Source organism: Microcella humidisoli (assembly GCF_024362325.1).
Taxonomy (GTDB): domain Bacteria; phylum Actinomycetota; class Actinomycetes; order Actinomycetales; family Microbacteriaceae; genus Microcella; species Microcella humidisoli.
The window spans coordinates 1429289-1449679 of the sequence record NZ_CP101497.1 but is presented as its reverse complement, the minus strand read 5'-3'; the positions used below and the strand labels follow the sequence as shown (position 1 = coordinate 1449679).

19 protein-coding genes are annotated in these 20391 nt (G+C 71.0%); 6 read left to right on the top strand and 13 right to left on the bottom strand.

The annotated features are described in order from the left end of the window. Positions 1-2 precede the first annotated feature (2 nt). The gene (gene dhaK / locus NNL39_RS06980) at positions 3-995 is read right to left on the bottom strand and encodes a dihydroxyacetone kinase subunit DhaK (RefSeq protein ID WP_255158321.1); all 993 of its coding nucleotides are present in this window, start codon (positions 993-995) and stop codon (positions 3-5) included. 44 nt (positions 996-1039) lie between these two features. Here dhaK and NNL39_RS06975 point away from each other — a divergent pair, with 44 nt between their 5' ends. Continuing rightward, the gene (locus tag NNL39_RS06975) at positions 1040-1648 is read left to right on the top strand and encodes an SRPBCC family protein (RefSeq protein ID WP_255158319.1); all 609 of its coding nucleotides are present in this window, start codon (positions 1040-1042) and stop codon (positions 1646-1648) included. After that, positions 1645-2337: a DUF4166 domain-containing protein gene (locus NNL39_RS06970; protein ID WP_255158317.1), complete on the top strand. Its 693-nt coding sequence runs from the start codon at positions 1645-1647 to the stop codon at positions 2335-2337. The genes NNL39_RS06975 and NNL39_RS06970 overlap by 4 nt, the downstream gene beginning before the upstream one ends. Positions 2338-2403: 66 nt before the next feature. Here the strand turns inward: NNL39_RS06970 and sucD are convergent, their stop codons facing one another. The 6 genes from sucD to NNL39_RS06940 form a co-directional block, all read right to left on the bottom strand. Beyond that, positions 2404-3306, bottom strand: coding sequence for a succinate--CoA ligase subunit alpha (gene sucD / locus NNL39_RS06965; RefSeq protein WP_255158315.1), 903 nt, complete (start codon positions 3304-3306; stop codon positions 2404-2406). A gap of 14 nt (positions 3307-3320) precedes the next feature. Continuing rightward, entirely contained in the window at positions 3321-4484 is a 1164-nt protein-coding gene (gene sucC, locus NNL39_RS06960) for an ADP-forming succinate--CoA ligase subunit beta (protein ID WP_255158313.1), read from the bottom strand. A gap of 167 nt (positions 4485-4651) precedes the next feature. After that, the gene (locus NNL39_RS06955; RefSeq protein ID WP_255158311.1) at positions 4652-6262 is read right to left on the bottom strand and encodes a SpoIIE family protein phosphatase; all 1611 of its coding nucleotides are present in this window, start codon (positions 6260-6262) and stop codon (positions 4652-4654) included. Next, complete coding sequence (locus NNL39_RS06950; RefSeq protein WP_255158309.1) at positions 6255-6590, bottom strand: STAS domain-containing protein; 336 nt, start codon at positions 6588-6590, stop codon at positions 6255-6257. The genes NNL39_RS06955 and NNL39_RS06950 overlap by 8 nt, the downstream gene beginning before the upstream one ends. 50 nt (positions 6591-6640) lie before the next feature. Continuing rightward, on the bottom strand, positions 6641-8974 hold the full coding sequence (locus NNL39_RS06945) for an ATP-dependent helicase (protein ID WP_255158307.1): 2334 nt from the start codon (positions 8972-8974) through the stop codon (positions 6641-6643). A 64-nt stretch (positions 8975-9038) separates the two neighbouring features. Beyond that, on the bottom strand, positions 9039-10112 hold the full coding sequence (locus NNL39_RS06940; protein ID WP_407665096.1) for a glycerophosphodiester phosphodiesterase family protein: 1074 nt from the start codon (positions 10110-10112) through the stop codon (positions 9039-9041). A gap of 31 nt (positions 10113-10143) precedes the next feature. Here NNL39_RS06940 and NNL39_RS06935 point away from each other — a divergent pair, with 31 nt between their 5' ends. Genes NNL39_RS06935 through NNL39_RS06925 form a run of 3 tightly spaced genes read left to right on the top strand, consistent with a single transcriptional unit; the run spans position 10144 to position 11917 of the window. Further along, positions 10144-10515, top strand: a complete 372-nt coding sequence (locus NNL39_RS06935) for a hypothetical protein (RefSeq protein ID WP_255158303.1) — start codon at positions 10144-10146, stop codon at positions 10513-10515. Continuing rightward, positions 10512-11069, top strand: a complete 558-nt coding sequence (locus NNL39_RS06930; protein WP_255158301.1) for a hypothetical protein — start codon at positions 10512-10514, stop codon at positions 11067-11069. Before NNL39_RS06935 ends, NNL39_RS06930 begins: the two co-directional genes overlap by 4 nt. Positions 11070-11113: 44 nt before the next feature. Continuing rightward, positions 11114-11917, top strand: a complete 804-nt coding sequence (locus NNL39_RS06925) for a Bax inhibitor-1/YccA family protein (RefSeq protein WP_255158299.1) — start codon at positions 11114-11116, stop codon at positions 11915-11917. Positions 11918-12253: 336 nt separating this feature from the next. On the opposite strand, the gene guaA is transcribed toward NNL39_RS06925, so the two are convergent. Genes guaA through NNL39_RS06905 form a run of 4 tightly spaced genes read right to left on the bottom strand, consistent with a single transcriptional unit; the run spans position 12254 to position 16202 of the window. Next, positions 12254-13828 (bottom strand): glutamine-hydrolyzing GMP synthase, encoded by a 1575-nt coding sequence (guaA, locus tag NNL39_RS06920; RefSeq protein ID WP_255158297.1) that lies wholly within the window; start codon positions 13826-13828, stop codon positions 12254-12256. Continuing rightward, entirely contained in the window at positions 13825-14241 is a 417-nt protein-coding gene (locus tag NNL39_RS06915) for a DUF3817 domain-containing protein (RefSeq protein WP_255158295.1), read from the bottom strand. Before NNL39_RS06915 ends, guaA begins: the two co-directional genes overlap by 4 nt. 4 nt (positions 14242-14245) lie before the next feature. Continuing rightward, entirely contained in the window at positions 14246-15046 is an 801-nt protein-coding gene (locus NNL39_RS06910) for an SURF1 family protein (protein ID WP_255158293.1), read from the bottom strand. Positions 15047-15083: 37 nt separating this feature from the next. Then, complete coding sequence (locus tag NNL39_RS06905) at positions 15084-16202, bottom strand: GuaB3 family IMP dehydrogenase-related protein (protein ID WP_255160906.1); 1119 nt, start codon at positions 16200-16202, stop codon at positions 15084-15086. 84 nt (positions 16203-16286) lie between these two features. On the opposite strand from NNL39_RS06905, the gene NNL39_RS06900 reads away from it, so the two are divergent. Continuing rightward, a complete protein-coding gene (locus NNL39_RS06900; protein ID WP_255158291.1) occupies positions 16287-17318 on the top strand; it encodes a Gfo/Idh/MocA family protein in 1032 nt (343 codons plus the stop codon). Positions 17319-17436: 118 nt separating this feature from the next. Here the strand turns inward: NNL39_RS06900 and NNL39_RS06895 are convergent, their stop codons facing one another. After that, positions 17437-18384 carry an endonuclease domain-containing protein gene (locus tag NNL39_RS06895; protein WP_255158289.1) on the bottom strand — a complete coding sequence of 316 codons (948 nt, stop codon included), beginning with the start codon at positions 18382-18384 and terminating at the stop codon, positions 17437-17439. A gap of 199 nt (positions 18385-18583) precedes the next feature. Beyond that, on the bottom strand, positions 18584-20086 hold the full coding sequence (guaB, locus tag NNL39_RS06890; protein ID WP_255158287.1) for an IMP dehydrogenase: 1503 nt from the start codon (positions 20084-20086) through the stop codon (positions 18584-18586). Positions 20087-20391: the final 305 nt, after the last annotated feature.

Here is a 20391-nt window from a genome sequence, read left to right as displayed (position 1 = left end):
GGTCAGCGCCCCCAGCGCATCGCCGGGGTCTCGACGGGCGCATCCCAGTAGGCGAGCAACTCGGCGTCGACGGGCAGCACCGTCAGCAGGCACCCGGCCATGTCGAGCGCCGTGATGGTCTCGCCGACGACGACGCGCGCCAGGCGAACGCCGACCGCCTCGAGCAGGGCCGCCACCTCGGCGAGCATGCCGTAGAGCTCGATGAGCGGTGTCGCGCCGAGACCCGACAGCATGACGATCGCGTCGCCCGCGGGCAGCGCATCGGCCACGAGCGGACCCACGAGACGCTCGGCGAGCTCGGGCATCGGCGCAAGGGGCTGCCGCTCGCGCCCGGGCTCGCCGTGGATGCCGACGCCCCACTCGATCTCGTCGTCGGCGAGCTCGAACGTCGGCGAGCCCGCGGCGGGAACCGTGGCGCCGCTGAGCGCGATGCCCATCGACCGGCCGCTCGCGGCGATGCGCGCGGCGAGAGCGTGCACCGTGTCGAGGTCGTGCCCCTGCTCGGCCGCGGCGCCCACGATCTTCTCGAGCAGCACGGTCGTGCCCGTACCCCGCCGCCCGGCCGTGTAGAGCGAGTCGGCGACGGCCACATCGTCGGCCACGACGACCGCGCGCACGTCGATGCGAGCAGCCTGCGCGAGCTCGGCCGCCATCTCGAAGTTCATGACGTCGCCCGTGTAGTTCTTCACGATGTGCAGCACGCCCGCTCCGCGCTCGACGGCGATCGTGGCGGCGTGGATCTGGTCGGGCGTCGGCGAAGTGAACACCTCGCCCGCCACCGCCGCGTCGAGCATCCCGAAGCCCACATAGCCGGTGTGCAGCGGCTCGTGCCCCGACCCGCCACCGCTGACGAGGGCGACCGTGCCGTAGTCCTTCGGCTCGGCGCGGTACACGATGCGGCGCTCGTGGTCGACCCGCACGCCGGGGTGGGCGAGTGCGAGGCCGCGCAGGGCGTCGGCCACCACGGTTTCGGGGGCGGAGATGAGCTTCTTCATCGCGCGGTCAGTCTAGGCGCGTGCCACGGTGGCACACTGAGACCGTGAGCAATCGTTCGATCCGGGTCGAGACGGTCATCGCGGCCGACCTCGACACCGTGTGGCGGCTCACGCAAGACCCCGAGTTGCACGCGCGGTGGGACGCCCGCTTCAGCCGCATCGTGCCGACCGAGCGCGGCGACGACGGGCTGTGGCGGTTTCGCTACGAGCGCCGAATGCTCGTGCGCACCATCCGGGGCACGGGAATCGCGCTCGGCTCGCGCGACGGAGCCGATGGCGCGCGCACCTCGGCGTTGCGCTTCACCACCGACGACCGGCTGTCGCCGCTGCGCGACGGTCGAGGCTACTGGCGCTACGAGCCCGTCGCGGACGGCGTGCGATTCATCACCGGCTACGACTACGCGCCGGGCTGGGGCCGGGTGCTCGACGACCTCGTCGTGCGCCGCCTCGTGGCCTGGATGACCGCGTGCAGCTTCGCCCGCCTGCGACGCTGGGCCGAGCGGGGTGAGGAGCCCGAGCGCTGGCCGTTGCCCCGCATGGCGCTGCCGGCGCGGGGCGACCGCCCGCGGGCCCGCGACTGCACGTGGAGCATCGGCCGCGCCGGCGCGATGGCGGATGCCCCCGAGAGCCTCACCGGCCTGGCGGCACCGTGAACGACACCGCAGCGAGCATCTTCGCTCGCGCCATGGGCGACGACTTCACCCGGCTGCATCCCATGCTGCAGCGGCGCTTCGGGGTCGGACTCGAGGCCGGGTACGCCTGCCACGGGCGCGGCGTCATGACGCGCATCCGTCGGGGACCGTGGTTCACCGTGCCGTTCCTGCACATCGGTCGCATCCGCAACATCCTGGCCCCCTTCGCGGGCGAGCGGGTGCCGTTCACGGTCGAGAACCACCCGTACCGCGACCCCTTCGGGCGCGAGACGGTCACCTTCGTGCGCACGTTCGACTACCCGCGGCGTCCCGGCCGGCCCGGCCGGTTCGACGCCACGATGATCCTCGGCGCTGACGGGCGCGTCGTCGACTACCTCGGCACGCACCAGCACCTCGCGGTCGACCTCGACCTGCGCGCCGAGCCCGACGGCTCACTGCGGCTGCGATCGGATGCCCAGCGCTTCTACGCCGGACCGCTCGCCTTCCGCTTCCCCTTGCTGTTCTCGGGGCGGGCCGACCTGCGCGAATCGTTCGACGACGCCACGGGCGAGTACGTGATCAGGCTCGAGGTGCGCAACCGGGTGTTCGGGTTCCTCTTCGGGTACGAGGGCCGGTTCACCTGCGTGTTCCCTCCCGCCGACGAGCCCCCGCCGCACGTGCTGCCCGTGCGGCACGAGCGACGCGAGTAGCCCGCACGGCGACGGCCCCGCATCCCTCGGAAGGGAGCGGGGCCGTCGTGCGTGCGGGATGCGGTGCTAGAGCCCCGCGATGATCTCGCGCATGAGGGCGGCCGCCTCGCTCGGCGTCTTGCCGACCTTGACGCCGGCGGCCTCGAGGGCCTCCTTCTTCGCCTGCGCCGTGCCCGCCGAGCCGCTGACGATCGCGCCGGCGTGGCCCATGGTCTTGCCCTCGGGCGCCGTGAAGCCCGCGACGTAGCCGACGACGGGCTTCGTGACGTTCGCCTTGATGAAGTCGGCCGCGCGCTCTTCGGCGTCGCCACCGATCTCGCCGATCATCACGATGGCCTTCGTCTCGGGGTCGGCCTCGAACGCCGCGAGGGCGTCGATGTGCGTCGTGCCGATGATCGGGTCGCCGCCGATGCCGATCGCCGTCGAGAAGCCCAGATCGCGCAGCTCGTACATCATCTGGTAGGTCAGGGTGCCCGACTTCGACACGAGGCCGATGGGGCCCTTGCCCGTGATGTTCGCGGGCGTGATGCCCACGAGCGCCTCACCGGGCGTGATGATGCCGGGGCAGTTCGGGCCGATGATGCGCGTGGCGTTGCCCGTGGCCTGGGCGTGCGCCCAGATCTCGGCCGTGTCGAGCACGGGGATGCCCTCGGTGATGATGACGAGGAGCGGGATGCCCGCGTCGATGGCTTCGAACGCGGCGTCTTTCGAGAACGCCGGCGGCACGAACGCGATCGACACGTCGGCGCCCGTGGCGGCCATCGCCTCGGCGACGGTCGCGAAGACGGGCAGCTCGATGCTCGAGCCGTCGGCCGCCGTGTGGCTCACCGTCGTGCCGGCCTTGCGCGCGTTCACGCCGCCCACGACCTGCGTGCCCGCCTTGAGCATGAGGGCGGTGTGCTTGGTGCCCTCACCGCCCGTGATGCCCTGCACGATGACCTTCGAGTCCTTGTTGAGGAAGATCGACATTGTTCGCGTATCCCTTACTTCGCAGCCAGCTCGGCAGCCTTGTCGGCGCCCTCGTCCATGGAGCTCGCGAGCGTCACGAGCGGGTGGGCGGCCTCCGCGAGGATGCGTCGGCCCTCCTCGACGTTGTTGCCGTCGAGGCGAACCACGAGCGGCTTCGTCGCCGCGTCACCGAGCATGCCGAGCGCCGCCACGATGCCATTGGCCACGGCGTCGCACGCCGTGATGCCGCCGAAGACGTTGACGAAGACGCTCTTGACCTGCGGGTCGCCGAGGATGACGTCGAGACCGGCGGCCATGACCTCGGCCGAGGCGCCGCCGCCGATGTCGAGGAAGTTCGCGGGCTTGACGCCGCCGTGGTTCTCGCCCGCGTAGGCGACCACGTCGAGCGTCGACATGACGAGCCCGGCGCCGTTGCCGATGACGCCGACCTCGCCGTCGAGCTTCACGTAGTTGAGGTCGTGCTGCTTGGCCTTCGCTTCGAGCGGGTCCGCAGCATCCTTGTCTTCGAGGGCCTCGTGGCCCGGCTGCCGGAAGCCGGCGTTCTCGTCGAGGCTGACCTTGCCGTCGAGCGCGACGATGTCGCCGGCGCCCGTGAGCACGAGCGGGTTGACCTCGACGAGCGTCGCGTCCTCGGCGACGTACACGCCGTACAGCAGCACGAACACGGGGGCAACCTTCTCGACCAGCTCGGCCGGGAACTTCGCGGCCACGGCGATCTCTCGAGCCTTGTCGAGCGTGATACCCACGGCCGGGTCGACGGCGACGCGCGCGAGCGCCTCGGGGCGCTCCTCGGCGAGCTGCTCGATCTCCATGCCGCCCTCGAAGCTGCACAGCGCGAGGTAGTTGCGGTTGGCGCGGTCGAGCAGCACCGAGAAGTAGTACTCCTCCTTGATGTCGGCGCCCTGCGCCACCATCACGCGCTTGACGACGTGGCCCTTGATGTCGAGGCCCAGGATGTCGCGGGCCGCGGCCTCGGCGTCATCCGCGGTCTTGGCGACCTTGACGCCGCCGGCTTTGCCGCGGCCACCGGTCTTGACCTGCGCCTTGACGACCGTGACCCCGCCGATGCGCTCGGCCGCAGCGCGAGCCTCCTCGGGGGTGTCGGCGATGATGCCCTGCAGCACGGGAACACCGTGCTTCTCGAAGAGGTCTCGGGCCTGATACTCGAAAAGATCCACGCTGCTCGTCCCATCCGCGTGCGAAAAGAGAAAGATAAGGGGATGCGGTCGGCCTCTCGATCGGGAGCTTCCGCATCGGAGAGATTTCTCGATATCGAGACAAATCGCAGTGTCTACTGTACCGCCCGCGCACCGGCGCCCACGACCGGCGGATGCCCGGCCGGAGGTCAGTCGGCGTCGTTGCGCCGCACGATCAGCACCGTGACGTCGTCGCTGCTCGCGCCGCGCGCCCGAGCCCGGATCGCCTCGATGATCTCCCACGGATCCTGCGCGAGCAGGGCCAGCGTGACGAGGTTGTCGAGCGAGCGCAGCGTGCCGTCGTAGAGGTCGAGCACGCCGTCGCTCACGACGATGAGCGTGTCACCCGGGTCGAGGTGCACGGTCTGCACGCGCCACTCGGTCTCGGGGTCGACCCCGAGCGGCGGGGCGTTCGACCGCAGGCGCTCAGACCTGCCGTCGGCGCGCGCGACGATCGAGAGGCCGTGCCCCGCATCGACGTAGCTCAGCACTCCCGAGTCCATGTCGAGCCGCGCGTGGAAGGCGGTGACGAAGACGCCCGCGTTGTCGAGGTCGACCGTGAGCGCCGCCGACGCCGCGTCGACGGCACCCGCGACGTCGCCGAACCGGGCCGCCGACCGCAGCACGGCCCGCACCGTCGCGGCGATGATGGCCGCGGCGATGCCCTTGCCCATGGCGTCGGCGAGCGTGAGCGCGGCGCCCTCACCCACGGGATACCAGTCGTAGAAGTCGCCGCCGACGGCGCGCGCGGGAATGCAGACGCCCGCGGTCTTCCACCCCGGCAGGCTCAGCAGCTGCTGCGGAAGCAGACCCTGCTGCACCTCGGATGCCCGGCTGAGCTCCTGGCTCACCGTCAACTCCTGCTGCACCCAGCCGGCGAGGTCGCGCAGCATCTCGGTCTCGCGCGCGGAGAAGTGGCGCGGCTGCGAGTCGTAGACGCAGAACGCGCCGATGCGCTCGCCGCCCGGCGCGTAGAGGGGGAACCCTGCGTAGAAGCCGAGCAGACCGGGCACGACCTTGTGCGCGTGCACGGGGTCTGCGGCGAGGTCGGGCACGACGAGCGGCTCATCGCCCTGCACCGTCACGGTGCACATCGACTCGTCGCGGGGCATCTCGACGGGGCCGAGCCCCGACACCGACTTCGCCCATTGCCGGTCGCCGTCGATGAGGTTGACGGCGGCCGTCTCGACCCCGAACAGCTGGCGGGCGAGTCGCGTGACCCGGTCGAAGCGCTCTTCGGGCGGCGTGTCGAGGATGCCCATGTCGTCGAGCGCGCGCTGCCGCGCCATCTCATCGATGACGCCCGCGATCGAGATCGAGGGCATGGCCTTCCGGGGTGGCGACCCTCCGTGACGCCGCCCGCGCACGACCGTCCAGTGGTTGTAGCCCTCGACGCGGCGGTGCTCGACGCTGTCGGAGAGCGCCTGCATGATCGGCAGCCCTCGACCTCGCTCGGCGTACTCGTCGGGCATCGCGCGATCCCGCAGATCGACGTGGTCGACCGCGCCCGCGTCGGTCGCGGTCGCCTCGATGCGGTCGTCGTAGACCACGACCGAGACCGTGAAGCTCACCGGCTCGCCGTTGTTCGAATGCTCCATGACGTTCGCCGCGAGCTCGACGATCGACAGCTCGGCCGCCATGCGGTCGGCCGGGTCGAGGTGCGGGGTCTGCGCCCAGACGGTCGCGAGCAGGTCCTGCAGCGTGTCGACCGTGTCGGGCGGGCAGTTCAAGCGGAACGTCCGCGAGACGACCTCAGGCATAGGGGAAGGCGGCGCCGACCGAGTCGAAGCTCTGCAGAACGGAGCCCATGTTGGTGAGCTCGAGCACGAGCTGGGCCTGCTCCGCGGGGCGCACGAGTCGCAGGTCGCCACCGGATGCGCGCACGGCCTTGAGACCGGCCACGAGCGCGCCCAGCCCCGAGGAGTCGAGGAACACGACCTGCGAGAGGTCGACCGCGACATTCGGGTGGTTGGCGTCGATCGCCTGCTCGATGGCCTCGCGCATGCGCGCGGCCGTCACCATGTTGAGGCGCCCGCCGACCGTGACTTCGGCGACCCCGAAGGGGTGATGCACCACCGTGATGTCCATTGCCCGTCCTCACCGTCGAATCCTGACCCCATTATGGTGCGGGTCGCGCGCTACAGCTTTTCTAGTGGAGCGATCTTGATGAGCAGGCGCTTGCGCCCCGCGGTCTCGAACTGCACTTCGGCGATGCTCTTAGGGCCCACGCCGGTCACGGCGCTCACGGTGCCGTCGCCGAAGTCGACGTGGCGGATGCGGTCGCCGACCGCGAGGGTCAGGTCGCCGTTGTCGCGCACGCTCGCCGTCACCCTGTTGGCCCACTCGGTCTTGGGCTTGCCGGCGGGCGGCAAAGACGCCGAGTAGCGGAAGCCATCGCGCCCCGAGCCGAGGCTGCGGGTGCTCGACCGGGCGCCCATGCCGGGCGAGTCGCGCCAGTCGATGAGCTCGGTCGGAATCTCCTGCAGGTACCGGCTCGGGCTCGCCACGGTCGTGTCGCCGAACGTCGAGCGCGTCATCGCGAGACTCAGATGCAGCACCTTGCGGGCGCGCGTGATGCCGACGTAGAACAGCCGGCGCTCCTCGGCCGGGCCGCCCGGCTCGGCGGCGCTCATCTGGTGCGGCAGCAGGTTCTCCTCCACGCCCGTGATGAAGACCGCGTCGTACTCGAGCCCCTTCGCCGTGTGCAGGGTCATGAGCGAGACCGTGCCGCTCGAGTCGTCGAGGTCGTCGGCCGCGGCGACGAGCGCGACCTCGGTCAGGAAGTCGACGAGGCGCCCCTCGGGGTTGTTCTTCTGGAAGTCGCGGGTCACCGCCACGAGCTCTTCCACGTTCTCCGCGCGTGCCTCGTCTTGCGGATCGCGGCTGCCCCGCAAGAGCTCGAGGTAGTTCGTGCGCTCGATGATCGTCGTGAGAACATCCGGCACCAGCATCGTGGTAACGCCGTCGGCGAGCTCATCGAGCAGCCCGGCGAGGTCGAGGATGGCCGCGGTGACTTTGGGTCCGAGACCGAGCGCCGCGGCATCCCGCAGCGCATCGTGCATCGTGCCGCCGAGCTCGTCGGCGTGGTTGGCGAGCGCCGTCTCGGTCGCCGGCCCGATGCCCCGTTTCGGGGTGTTCAGGATGCGCCGCATCGCGAGGCCGTCGGCCGGGTTCGCGACGGCGATGAGGTACGCCATGAGGTCTTTGATCTCGGCGCGCTCGTAGAACTTCGTGCCGCCCAGCACGCGGTAGGGCAGCCCCGAGCGGATGAAGATCTCCTCCAGCGCGCGCGTCTGGGCGTTGGTGCGGTAGAACACGGCGATCTGGCTGTACGGCGTGCCCGCCTCGTGCAGCTTCTGGATCTCGTCAGCGACGAACTGCGCCTCGTCGTGCTGCGTGTAGCCCGTGAAGCCCACGATCTTGTCGCCCGCGCCGACGGCCGTGAAGAGGTTCTTGGCGATGCGGTCGAAGTTGTTGGCGATGACGGCGTTGGCGGCGTCGAGGATCGTCTGCGTCGAGCGGTAGTTCTGCTCGAGCAGCACGACCTCGGCCCCCGTGAAATCGCGCTCGAACTCGACGATGTTGCGGATGTCGGCGCCGCGGAACGCGTAGATCGACTGGTCGGAGTCGCCGACGACCGTGAGGCTCGCCGCCGGGATGCCGCCGGTCGCGTCGAGCTCGACGCGCGTGTCGACGGGCACGTGGACGGGCTCGACGGGCCGCGTCAGCTCGCGGATGAGCGCGTACTGCGCGTGGTTGGTGTCTTGGTACTCGTCGATGAGGATGTGCCGGAAGCGCCGCTGGTAGAGCGCCGCGACCTTCGGGAACGCGCGGAACAGGTAGACCGTCTGCGCGATGAGGTCGTCGAAGTCGAAGGCGTTCGCCCGCCGCAGCTCGGCCGTGTAGCGCCGGAACAGCTCGAGGAACATGACCTCGGTCGGGTCGTTCGGGTTCAGCTGGCGGCTGTAGCCCTCGGCGTCGACGAGCTCGTTCTTCAGGCGCGAGATCTTGCCCGCCACGGCGCTCACCGTGAACCCGAGCGTGTCGGCCTGCATCTCCTTCACGAGCCGCTTGATAAGCGCACGCGAGTCGGCCGAGTCGTAGATCGTGAAGGCCGCACCGAAGCCGAACTGCTCCGCTTCGCGCCGCAGGATGCGCACGCAGGCCGAGTGGAACGTCGAGATCCACATGCCCTGCGCGGCCTCGCGCCCCACGAGCAGCTCGACGCGCTCGCGCATCTCGGCCGCGGCCTTGTTGGTGAACGTGATGGCGAGGATCTGGCTGGGCCACAGTTCGCGGTCGCGGATGAGCCGCGCAACGCGCCGCGTCAGCACCGCGGTCTTGCCCGAGCCCGCGCCCGCGACGATGAGCAGCGCCGCCGACCGGCTGAGCACGGCCGTGCGCTGCTGCGGGTTCAGCCCGTCGAGCAGCGGATCGGCGTCGGCGAGAGAGGCGGAGGCGGGGGTGCTCATGACCGCCCCAGTCTAGGTCGCGCCCCTGACGCACCCGGCGCGAGCATCCGGAGCCATCGTCGGCTCAGAGCGCGGCGCGGGCTTCGATGGCGAGGTCGGGCTGGTCGGCGAACACGCCGTCGAGACCCGTGCGCATGATGGCCGTGAAGAACGCGAGCCAGTCGCCGTGGGCGGCGGCCGCGGTGCCGATGCGGCACGGCGCGGGCAGGAAGCGGTTCTCGGGGCGCAGCGTCCACGTGAAGACGCCGAGCCCCGCGGCGTGGGCGCGGTCGACGAGGTCGGAGGCCGCGAGGCCGCCGCCGATCGACCGCCAGGCCGAGCTGGGGCGGCTCGCGCCCCGCGGCTCCGCCCGCACGAGCAGCGCGGTGTCGACGCTCACGCCGTCGATGCCGGACGCGCGCAGGCGGGCGAGCCCGGCATCCGTCAGATGCCCCGCGTACGAGAGGGCGGCGGCGCCGTGGCGTGCGACGAGATCGGCGGGGCTGCCCGACTTCTCGAGCAGGTAGACGTACTCGGCGGGCAGCCCGCGATCGCGCAGCTGCAGCAGCACCGACTGCTCGAAGGCCTCGACGACGAGCCGCCCCGGCTGCGCCGACGACCAGCCGGTGAGCTCGGCGGCGATGAGCTCGTCGAGGGGCAGGCCGATCGACGCGAAGTAGGTGGCGTGCTTGACCTCGGCGACGAGCCGCACGGGTTCGCCGGTGCCCGGCGCGGGAGCGGCCTCGTCGAGCAGGCGGAGCAGGTCGCGCAGCCGCAGCACGGGGTAGCGCCCGTCGAAGCGCGCCGAGGCTCCGCGCAGTTGCGGCAGGCGCTCGCGGGCGCGCAGGGTGCTGAGCTCGGCCCACGTGAAGTCCTCGGTGAACCACCCGGTCAGGCGCTGGCCGTCGATCTCGCGCGTCGTGCGGCGGGATGCGAACTCGGGCCGCTCGGCCACATCGGTCGTGCCGCTGATCTCGTTCTCGTGGCGCAGCACGAGCTCGCCGTCGCGCGTCGCCACGATGTCGGGCTCGATCGCCTCGGCGCCGAGAGCGAGGGCCAGGCGGTAGGCGGCCTCGGTGTGCTCGGGCCGGGAGCCGCTCGCGCCGCGGTGCGCGACCACGAGGGGTCGCGCGGGTCGCGCGGGCGTGTGCTCTGTCACCTCGACCACGGTACGGGATACCGTCGAGGGCATGAGCGACGTGCAGCCCGAGAGCGCGCCCGCGTCGGCGGCGCCTCCGGCCGAGCACCTCGTCACGCCGCCCTCGCCGGTCGCGCCCGAGGCCGCCCTGCCCGAGGCGATCGACGCCGGCCTCGCCCTGCCCGCGCCGCCCGCTCCCCCGCGAGCGCGCGTCAACGCGCTCGCCGTCGCGGCGCTCATCCTGGCGGCGCTGTTCAGCCCGCTCGCCGCCCTCTTCGGCCACCTCGCCGCCGGGCAGATCGGGCGGTCGCAGGGCCGCGAGCGCGGGGCCGTGATCGCGTGGATCGCGGTCGGGCTCGGCTACCTCTGGCTCGTCGCTGCGATCGTCGCGGGCGTCGCGGTCTGGCTCGTCATCGGCGCATGAGCACGAGCGACGCCGACGCGCTCCCCCATCGCCCGGGGTGGGTCGAGCCCGCTGCGCGCCTGCCGCTGCGCTGGGGCCGCTATCGCGACCGGGTGATCATCGGGCTCGTGCTCATCGTGGGCGGGCTCGTGCACCTGCAGTCGGCGAGCACGCTCAACCTGCTGCCGCTCGTCGTCGGCAGCACCGCGCACCTGCTGGGCTGGCTGATCCTGCCCGCCACCGCGTGGCGTCGGCTCGTTCCGCTGCTGCCGAGCGGGCTCGTCGTCTGGCTGCTGCTGACCGGGCCGCAGGCGATGTGGACGCTCAGCGTGTGCTTCGTCTGCTGGCTCATCGCCCGGCACCGCCCGTGGCGCAGCTATCTCGCCCTCGGCCCCGTGCTGCTGAACGGCGTGCTCGCGGTCGCGGTGTTCCGCGACTACGCGCAGACGCCGCTCGCGCTCGGCATCTCGGCGGTCGTGCTCACCGGCTCGGCCTGGTGGGCGTGGGCGCTCGCACGGCCAGCGCCGGGCATCCGGAGCCGCGGCGAGGCCGCGCCGCCCTCAGCCGCGCCTTAGGCACCCGCCAGCACATTCGAGGCGAGATTCCCTACACTCTGGGTATGGCCACTTCCAACCCCGCATTCTCCAACTCCCCCGCCTTCTCGCAGAGTGCGACCAAGGCGGTGCAGTGGACCCAGGAGCCCAGCGCCGAGCAGCTCGACGAGCTGTACGCGCGCTCGTCGGCGACGCCCGACCAGATGGACCGCATGACGTACGAAAACACGATCCAGAAGGTCGTGGGCGCCTTCGCCGTGCTGATGCTGTTCGCCGCCGTCGGCTGGTTCGTGCCGATCCTCATGATCCCCGGCGCGATCGTGGGCTTCGTGCTCGCGCTCGTCAACATCTTCAAGAAGGAGCCGTCGCCCGGCCTGATCCTCGCCTACACGGCGGCGCAGGGCCTCTTCGTCGGCGGCATCTCGATGACGTTCAACGCCGCGTTCGAGGGCATCGTCATCCAGGCAGTGCTCGGCACGTTCGCCGTGATCGGCGTCACGCTCGCCCTGTTCGCGAGCGGCAAGATCCGCGCCTCGAAGCGCGCGACGAAGATCTTCCTCGTCGCGATGATCGGCTACGCGCTCTTCTCGCTCATCAACTTCGGCCTCATGGCGTTCGGGGTCACCGACAGCATGTTCGGTCTCCGCGACACCCCGTTCCTTGGCATGCCGCTCGGCTTCTGGCTCGGCATCCTGGTGATTCTGCTCGCCGCCTACTCGCTCGTGCTCGACTTCGACTCGATCCAGACCGGTGTGCGGCGCGGAGCACCCGCCAAGTACGGCTGGACGGCCGCCTTCGGCATCATGGTCACCGTCATCTGGCTGTACCTCGAGATCCTGCGCCTCCTCGCGATCCTGCGCGGCGACTAACCGCGCAGCGCGCACCGCGCACCCGATTCAGGATGGGGCCGCCCTTCGGGGCGGCCCTTTCTCGTTCCCACGACTGCTCGAGGATGCGGAGGTCGGCCCGCCGCGATTCCAGCTTCCCGCGGCTCCGCCGCTCCACGCTCCGGCCCCTCCCGCTCAGGCATTGTGCCCTTCGCGGCATGTGCCGTCGGCGGCACATTGCGTCAGCGGCAGATCCCCTGCCGGGGCCTCACGTGACCCGAGCGCCGGGACGGCGCTCGGCGCTGGCGTCGCGCGAAGGCCAGAAATGGCCTTCGCCTTCAGCTCCAGCGCGCCGAAACGGCCTCGCTCAGAGCGCGGTCATTCCCATTCAATCGTGCCCGGGGGCTTCGAGGTGACGTCGAGCACGACGCGGTTGACGCCGGCGACCTCGTTGGTGATGCGGTTCGAGATGCGCGCGAGCACGTCGTAGGGCAGGCGCGTCCAATCGGCGGTCATCGCGTCCTCCGACGACACGGGGCGCAGCACGATCGGATGCCCGTACGTGCGCCCGTCGCCCTGCACGCCCACCGACCGCACGTCGGCGAGCAGCACGACCGGGCACTGCCAGATCTCGGCGTCGAGCCCGGCCGCGGTCAGCTCGGCGCGCACGATCGCGTCGGCCTCGCGCAGCAGATCGAGGCGCTCCTGCGTGACCTCGCCGATGATGCGGATGCCCAGGCCGGGGCCCGGGAAGGGCTGGCGCGCGACGATCGGCTCCGGCAGGCCGAGCTCGCGCCCGATCGCCCGCACCTCGTCCTTGAAGAGCGTGCGCAGCGGCTCGACGAGCGCGAACTGCAGGTCGTCGGGCAGCCCGCCCACGTTGTGGTGGCTCTTGATGGTGGCCGTGCCCGAACCGCCGCCCGACTCGACGATGTCGGGGTACAGCGTGCCCTGCACGAGGAACTCGATCGCGCCGCCGTCGTGCGCCGCCTCGGCGACGAGGTCGACGGCGGCCTGCTCGAAGGTACGGATGAACTCGCGGCCGATGATCTTGCGCTTCGTCTCGGGGTCGGTGACGCCCGCCAGGGCGGTCAGGAACTGCTCGCGAGCATCCACCGTCACGAGACGGATGCCGGTCGCGGCGACGTAGTCCTCTTCGACCTGGCGGCGCTCGTCGGCGCGCAGCAGTCCGTGGTCGACGAAGACGCAGACCAGCTGGTCGCCGACCGCCTCGTGCACGATCGCGGCCGCAACAGCCGAGTCGACGCCGCCGGAGAGCCCGCAGATCACGCGCGCGGAGCCGACCTGCTCGCGGATGCGCGCGACCTGCTCGGCGATGACGTTGCCGCTGTTCCAGTCAGCGGGGATGCCCGCCGCGCGGTGCAGGAAGTTCTCGAGCACGCGCTGGCCGTACTCCGAGTGCTTGACCTCGGGGTGCCACTGCACGCCGTACATCTTCATCTCATCGCTCGCGAAGGCCGCGACGGGGGTGTCGGCGGTCGAGGCGAGCACGGCGAAGCCCTCGGGCGCGCGGGCGACCGAGTCGCCGTGGCTCATCCACGTCGTCTGGCTCTCGGGCTGGCCGGCGAGCAGCGCGCCGCCGTCGCCGTGCACCGTCATCGCCGTCGCACCGTACTCGCGGCGGCCCGTGCGCGCGACCTCGCCGCCGAGCTGCTGCGCCATCACCTGGAAGCCGTAGCAGATGCCCATCACGGGCACCCCGAGCTGCAGGATTCCCGGGTCGAGGGTCGGCGAGCCCGGCTCGTAGACGCTCGAGGGGCCGCCGCTCAGCACGATGCCCGCGGGCTGCTTCTCAGCGACCTCGGCCGCCGTGATCGTGTGCGGCACGATCTCGCTGTAGACGCCGGCCTCGCGCACGCGACGGGCGATCAGCTGCGCGTACTGCGCGCCGAAGTCGACGACGAGCACGGGGCGGTGGGCGGTGTCGCTCATGCGGCGGCCTCCAGGTCAGCGATGATCGCCTCGACGTCGCGCGGCACCTGGCGCTCGAAGAAGAACGAGAGGAACGGGATGATGCCGCCCATGGCGATCCACAGGAACTTCCAGAACGGCCAGCGCAGCACGCGCCACAGCACGAAGTCGCACGCGAGGTAGAGCACGTAGAGCCAGCCGTGCACGGCGAGCAGGAAGATCGAGACGTTGAAGCCCGTGATCGCGTCGGGGTCGGTGAGCGCGAGGCCTCCGGATACCCCGCCGAACTCGATGTCGACGCCGAACCCGTAGCGGCACACCATCATGACGACGAGGCCCAGCAGGAAGATGCCCGTGATGATCGACGAGACCTTGTAGACCCCGAGGGTGCGTCGGATCAGGGGAATGTCTGCGCGCTTCGGGCCGATCGCCATGCACTCAGTTTAGGGGCGCGGGCTGAGCCGTCTCTGCGTTCGTGGCCGCCGCGATCTTCTCCTGCTCGTCACGCACGAGGCGCCACCACAGGTAGATCGCGAAGCCGCCGAAGATGACCCACTCGATCGCGTAGAACAGGTTGAGCAGGTTGAGCTCGGTCTGCTGCTCGGGCGGGGGCGCCGCGATCGTCTCGAGCCCCGCGGGCGCGTCGTCGAGCACGAGGTAGCCCGAGAAGACAGGGCCCGGCTCGGCCCACAGGTTGACCAGCTCGGCGACGGCGATCGCCGTGCGTTCACCCGCCTCGAAGTCGCTGATCTGCGGCGACTCGCTCGGCACATAGCGGCCGGTCAGGTCGGCCTCGCCGACCGGCAGGGTCGGGATGCCCGCCCCAACTGGCCCGTACCCGACAGCCACCGCGAGGCTCGCGCCGCCCTCGGTCACGACGTGGCGGATGACCCAGTCCCCCGGCTCGCCCGCGGCGCCGGATCCGTCGTCCCCGCTGAGCCGCCCCGTGACGACGAGGTCGTCCCCGGGCATCCACTCGCCGCTCACGGTCACGAGCCGGCCGCTCGCGTCGGTCGTCATCACCTGCTGCGGCTCGGCCACCGACTCGAGCGGCACGGGCGACTCGGTCTCGCGCTCGTCGACCACGGTCGACTCGAGCGAGCGCTCGAGCTGCCACTGCCCGAGCGCCGCGAAACCGCCCGCGACACCCAGCGCGAGCAGCAGCGCCGCGATCCAGCGCGGACGCCGGGCGACGCGCCAGAACGGCGGAAGCGAGGGAACGGGGGCGTCGGTCGCCATCGGCGGGGGTCTCCTCCTGCGCGCGCGGGCGCGAGGCTCAGTGCGCCGAGTAGGGCGCCACGACCACGTCGACCCGCTGGAACTCCTTGACGTCGGAATAGCCCGTCGTCGCCATCGATCGTCGCAGAGCGCCCATGAGATTGACCTGACCGTCGGCCGTCGTGCTCGGTCCGAACAGCAGCTGCTCGAGCGGGGCGAGCTGGCCGACGTGCACGCGCTTGCCGCGCGGCAGCTCGGGGTGGTGCGCCTCGGCGCCCCAGTGCCACCCGCCGCCCGGAGCATCCGTCGCTCGCGCGAGGGTGCTGCCCAGCATGACCGCGTCGGCGCCCATCGCGACGGCCTTGACGATGTCGCCGCTCGTGCCGAGGCCGCCGTCGGCGATGACGTGCACGTAACGGCCGCCCGACTCGTCCATGTAGTCGCGTCGCGCGGCGGCGACGTCGCTCACCGCGGTCGCCATCGGCGCGTGGATGCCCAGGCTCAACCGCGTCGTCGACGCGGCCCCGCCGCCGAAGCCGACGAGCACCCCGGCCGCGCCCGTGCGCATGAGGTGCAGCGCCGCGGTGTAGGTGGCGGCGCCGCCCACCATCACCGGAACGTCGAGCTCGTAGATGAACTTCTTGAGGTTGAGGGGCTCGCTGCCGTTCGAGACGTGCTCGGCGCTCACCGTCGTGCCGCGGATGACGAACAGGTCGACCCCGGCGTCGATGACGGCCTGGTGGTGCTCCTGCGTGCGCTGCGGGCTGAGAGCGCCCGCGACCGGCACGCCCGCCGCACGGATCTCGGCGAGTCGCGCGCCAATGAGCTCGGGCTTGATGGGCTCGGCGTAGATGCGCTGCATCTCGGCCGTCGCGCCCGCCTCGTCGAGCTCGCGGATGCGGGCGAGCTGCGCCTCCGCATCCTCGTACCGGGTCCACAGGCCCTCGAGGTCGAGCACGCCGAGGCCGCCGAGTCGCCCGATGGCGATCGCGGTGGCGGGGCTCACGACCGAGTCCATGGGGGCCGCGATGACGGGCATCGCGAAGGTCAGCGCGTCGATGCTCCAGGCCAGCGACACGACCTCGGGGTCGCGCGTGCGCCGACTGGGCACCACGGCGATGTCGTCGAACGAGTACGCCCTGCGTGCCCGCTTGCCTCGGCCGATCTCGATCTCCATCACCCCGCCAGCCTATCGGGCGGGCGCGCGCGGGTAACGTGGCGCTCGGCGGTCGATGCCGACCGCCGCCGACAGGAGGGCACCATGGCCGGCAGCGCACTGAGCATCGAGCGACCGGGCGCGCACGGGGTCGAGCCGCTGCGGGTCGCCGTCGTCGGCACCGGCGGCTGGGGAGCCCAGCACGCGCGCGTCGTCACCGACCGCGTCGACACCGAGCTCGTGGGCGTCGTGGGTCGCGACCCGTCGCGCACCGAGGCCCGTGCGGCCGCGTACGGCACGCGCGCCTACACCTCGATCGACGGGATGCTCGAGGCCGAGCATCCCGATCTCGTCATGGTGAGCCTGCCGAACGAGGAGCACTTCGCGCCCACGCTGCAGCTGCTGCGCGCGGGCGTGCCACTGCTCGTCGAGAAGCCGCTCGTCTTCGAGCTCGCCGAGGCCGACGCGCTGCTCGACGCCGCGGGCGACACGTTCTTCGCCATCAACTTCAACCACCGCTACGCCGAACCCGTGCTGCGCGCGCGAGCCGCCATCGCGGCGGGCGAGCTCGGCGACCTCGTGTTCGCCACCTGGCGCTTCGGCGGCGAGGCCAACCGCGGGCCCTCGCCGCACGCCAACCTCATCGAGACGCAGTGCCACGGCTTCGACATGCTCGAGCACCTGTGCGGGCCGATCAGCTCGGTGGCCGCGCAGATGACCTCCATGACCTACGGGGCCTTCAGCACGGTCGCCATCGCGCTCGAGTTCGCATCGGGAGCCGTCGGAACCATGCTCGGCTCGTACGACTCGTCGTACGCCTACCCCGACACCCAGCGCGTCGAGCTGAACGGCACCGCGGGCCGCGCGGTCATCCACGACACGGTGCGCTCGCTCACGCTGCAGTCGGTGGGTGACGAGACCGAGCGGGTGTGGCGGGCCGGCTACTTCAACGACGAGGCGCGCTCCTTCGAGCGCACCGTCGACCGGCACCTGGATGCTGTGCTCGCGGCCCTGCGCACCGGCTCACCGCCGCCCGTTCCCGCGTCGGCGGGTCGCCGTGCGCTCGAGCTCGCGCACGCCGTGATCCGCTCGCACGAGACCGGAGCCCGCATCCCGACCCCGCCGCCGGGCGCGTAGCCGCGCGCGCCCGCCTGCCACTCGCGCTCGCCCGCCCCCAGGTGATGCCGTGCGTTTCGGCCAACACCGTGCGCCGAACTGCACGGTCTCTGCCGAACAGCACGGGTTGACGAGCGCCTCAGCCGATGAGCCCATGCCGCCGGAGGAGCCGACGCAGGCGCTCCGGCTCGCGCAGGTCATCCCAGACGATCCGCAACACGGTCCACCCCGCGGCCCGCAGTCGATCTTCCCGCTTCTTCTCCTCGATCACGATGTCTTCCGCCGAGCGAGCAGCGCCTCGCAGGGGCGCGCGATACTTCTTCGCGCCGTCGAATTCGAGCACGATGCGCCGCTCGGGCCAACAGAAGTCGACACGCGCGAGCCACAGCCCGTCGTCGACGATGTCGACTTGCAGTTCAGGATGCTCAGCACCGAGGTCGGCGAGCACGACGCGAGTCCACGACTCCCCCGCCGACTCACTGTGACCGTTGGCAAACGCCGCTACACGTTCGACCCGGCGGACTCCCCGCTGCAGCTGGAGTGATTCCGCCATCGCGAGAAGCTCGCTCGCACCGTCTCCGGCTCCACGGTGCCCGTTCGCGCGCAGCGCGGAGTCAGCGGTCACGACTCCGGCTAGAAAGCCTTCCCGCGCGCTGACCTCGATCGCCGTGCGGTAGGGGTCGGTCGTGCGAACCCACCCGAGATCGAGCACCCCCGTGTGGCGATCGTCATGAGCCCGCCATGCGATTCCCCCGCGCACACGAGTGCCATCGGCGACGGAGTTAAGCGCGCAGACGCGCTCGGGCCACCGGCCCAGATAGGTGAGGTCCAACACCGCTGCGGCCGACGCGGCCGCGAGCACGACCTGGTTGCCCAGTCGAGCCGCGGTGGCTCGACAGCGCAGAACGTGCCGTTCTCGCGGCGTCGCCGATTGCCATACGACGGCATTGACATACACGCCTCGAGCCAATCGCACGAGGGTGCCCGCGGTCGCGACCCGGCGGAGAGCTCGAGTGTCGTAGCCGAGTGCGTCGAGGGTGCCCGAGACGAGCATCCCCTCGTTCATGAGGTGGTGGGGAATCTCCATGCCGGCAGTGTGAACCGACCACAGCGCCCCCACCCGTTGACCAGAGTGAGCAGGTGGATGCTCGCTCCCGCTTGCTCGCGGGGAGGAGCCCGTGCGCTGCGGTCATGACCGTGCACGACGGCGCACGGTCACAGCCGAAGCGCACGGTCCTGGGATAGCACGAAGCGCCGTGTGCGCGCCGCGCACACTCCGCGCGCGCCTAGCGACGGTAGTTCGGCGCCTCGACGACCATCTGGATGTCGTGCGGGTGCGACTCCTTGAGCCCCGCGGCCGTGATGCGCACGAACTTGCCGCGCTGCTTGAGCTCGGGGATCGTGCGAGCGCCCGTGTAGAACATCGACTGCCGCAGTCCGCCGAGCAGCTGGTAGACGACCGAGCCCACGGGCCCGCGGTACGGCACCTGGCCCTCGATGCCCTCGGCGATGAGCTGCTCGTCGCTCGGCACGTCGGCCTGGAAGTAGCGGTCGCGCGAGTACGAGGTCTTCGTGCCGCGCGTCTGCAGCGCGCCGAGCGAACCCATGCCGCGGTACGACTTGAACTGCTTGCCGTTCACGAAGATGAGGTCGCCGGGGCTCTCGTCGGTGCCCGCGAGCAGCGAGCCGAGCATGACCGTGTCGGCGCCCGCGACGAGCGCCTTAGCGATATCGCCCGAGTACTGCAGACCGCCGTCGGCGATGACCGGGATGCCCGCCTCGCGTGCGGCGAGCGAGGCCTCGTACACCGCCGTCACCTGCGGCACTCCCACGCCCGCGACGACGCGCGTCGTGCAGATGGAGCCCGGACCGACGCCGACCTTGACGGCGTCAGCCCCGGCATCGATGAGCGCCTGCGCACCCGTGCGGGTCGCGACGTTGCCGCCGATCACGTCGATATGCGCGAATGCCGGGTCCGCCTTGAGCCGAGCGATGATCTCGAGCACTCCGCGCGAGTCGCCGTTGGCGGTGTCGACGACGACCACATCGACGCCCGCGTCGCGCAGCGCGCCCGCGCGCTCCCACGCGTCGCCGAAGAATCCGATGGCGGCACCGACGCGCAGGCGGCCCTCGGCATCCTTCGTCGCGTTCGGGTACTGCTCGCTCTTGTCGAAGTCCTTGACCGTGATGAGACCGCTCAGCCGCCCGGCCTCGTCGACGAGGGGCAGCTTCTCGATCTTGTGCTGGGCGAAGAGGGCGAGCACGTCGTCCTGCGAGATGCCGACCGGGCCGGTGATGAGCGGCGCGGGGGTCATGACGTCGCGCACGAGCGTGGTCGCGGCCTCGAAGCGCGAGACGAAGCGCATGTCGCGGTTGGTGATGATGCCGACGAGGCGGCCGTCGCCCTCGACCACGGGGAGGCCGGAGACGCGGAACTGGCCGCACAGAGCATCCACCTCGGCGACCGTCGCATCGGGCGTCGTCGTCACCGGGTTGGTGATCATGCCCGATTCCGAGCGCTTCACCTTGTCGACCTGCTGCGCCTGGTCGGCGATCGAGAGGTTGCGGTGCATGATGCCCATGCCGCCCTGGCGGGCCATGGCGATCGCCATGCGGGCCTCCGTGACGGTGTCCATGGCGGCGGAGAGCAGCGGGGCGTAGACCGAGATACGGCGCGTCAGGCGCGAGGTGGTGTCCGCCTCGCTCGGAATCACGTCGGTGTGCGCGGGCAGCAGCATGACGTCGTCGTACGTGAGTCCGATGAATCCGAACGGATCGGGCTGGTCCATTGTTCCCCTTGGCTGTGCGGTTCTGTCGGCACCGGGGTGCCGTGTGATCGCTCCCACGCGCACGCGCGGTCTGAGCCCGGATGCCGCGCTGAATTCCGGTGTCTTATCTTAAGCCGGTTAGGTCGAAACCTATTCCGTCGCAATAATGGCTGAGCGGATCGGTCGAAGCCGGAAACACCTCGGCAACAAACGATCCGTATCGTCACCGTCGACGAACAGGGCCTGCTGGCCCGCGAGATGCACCCGTCTCGACCCGAAACGACCTGGAGGTTTCGTGGCACACGCTGCTAGCAGACCACTCCCCC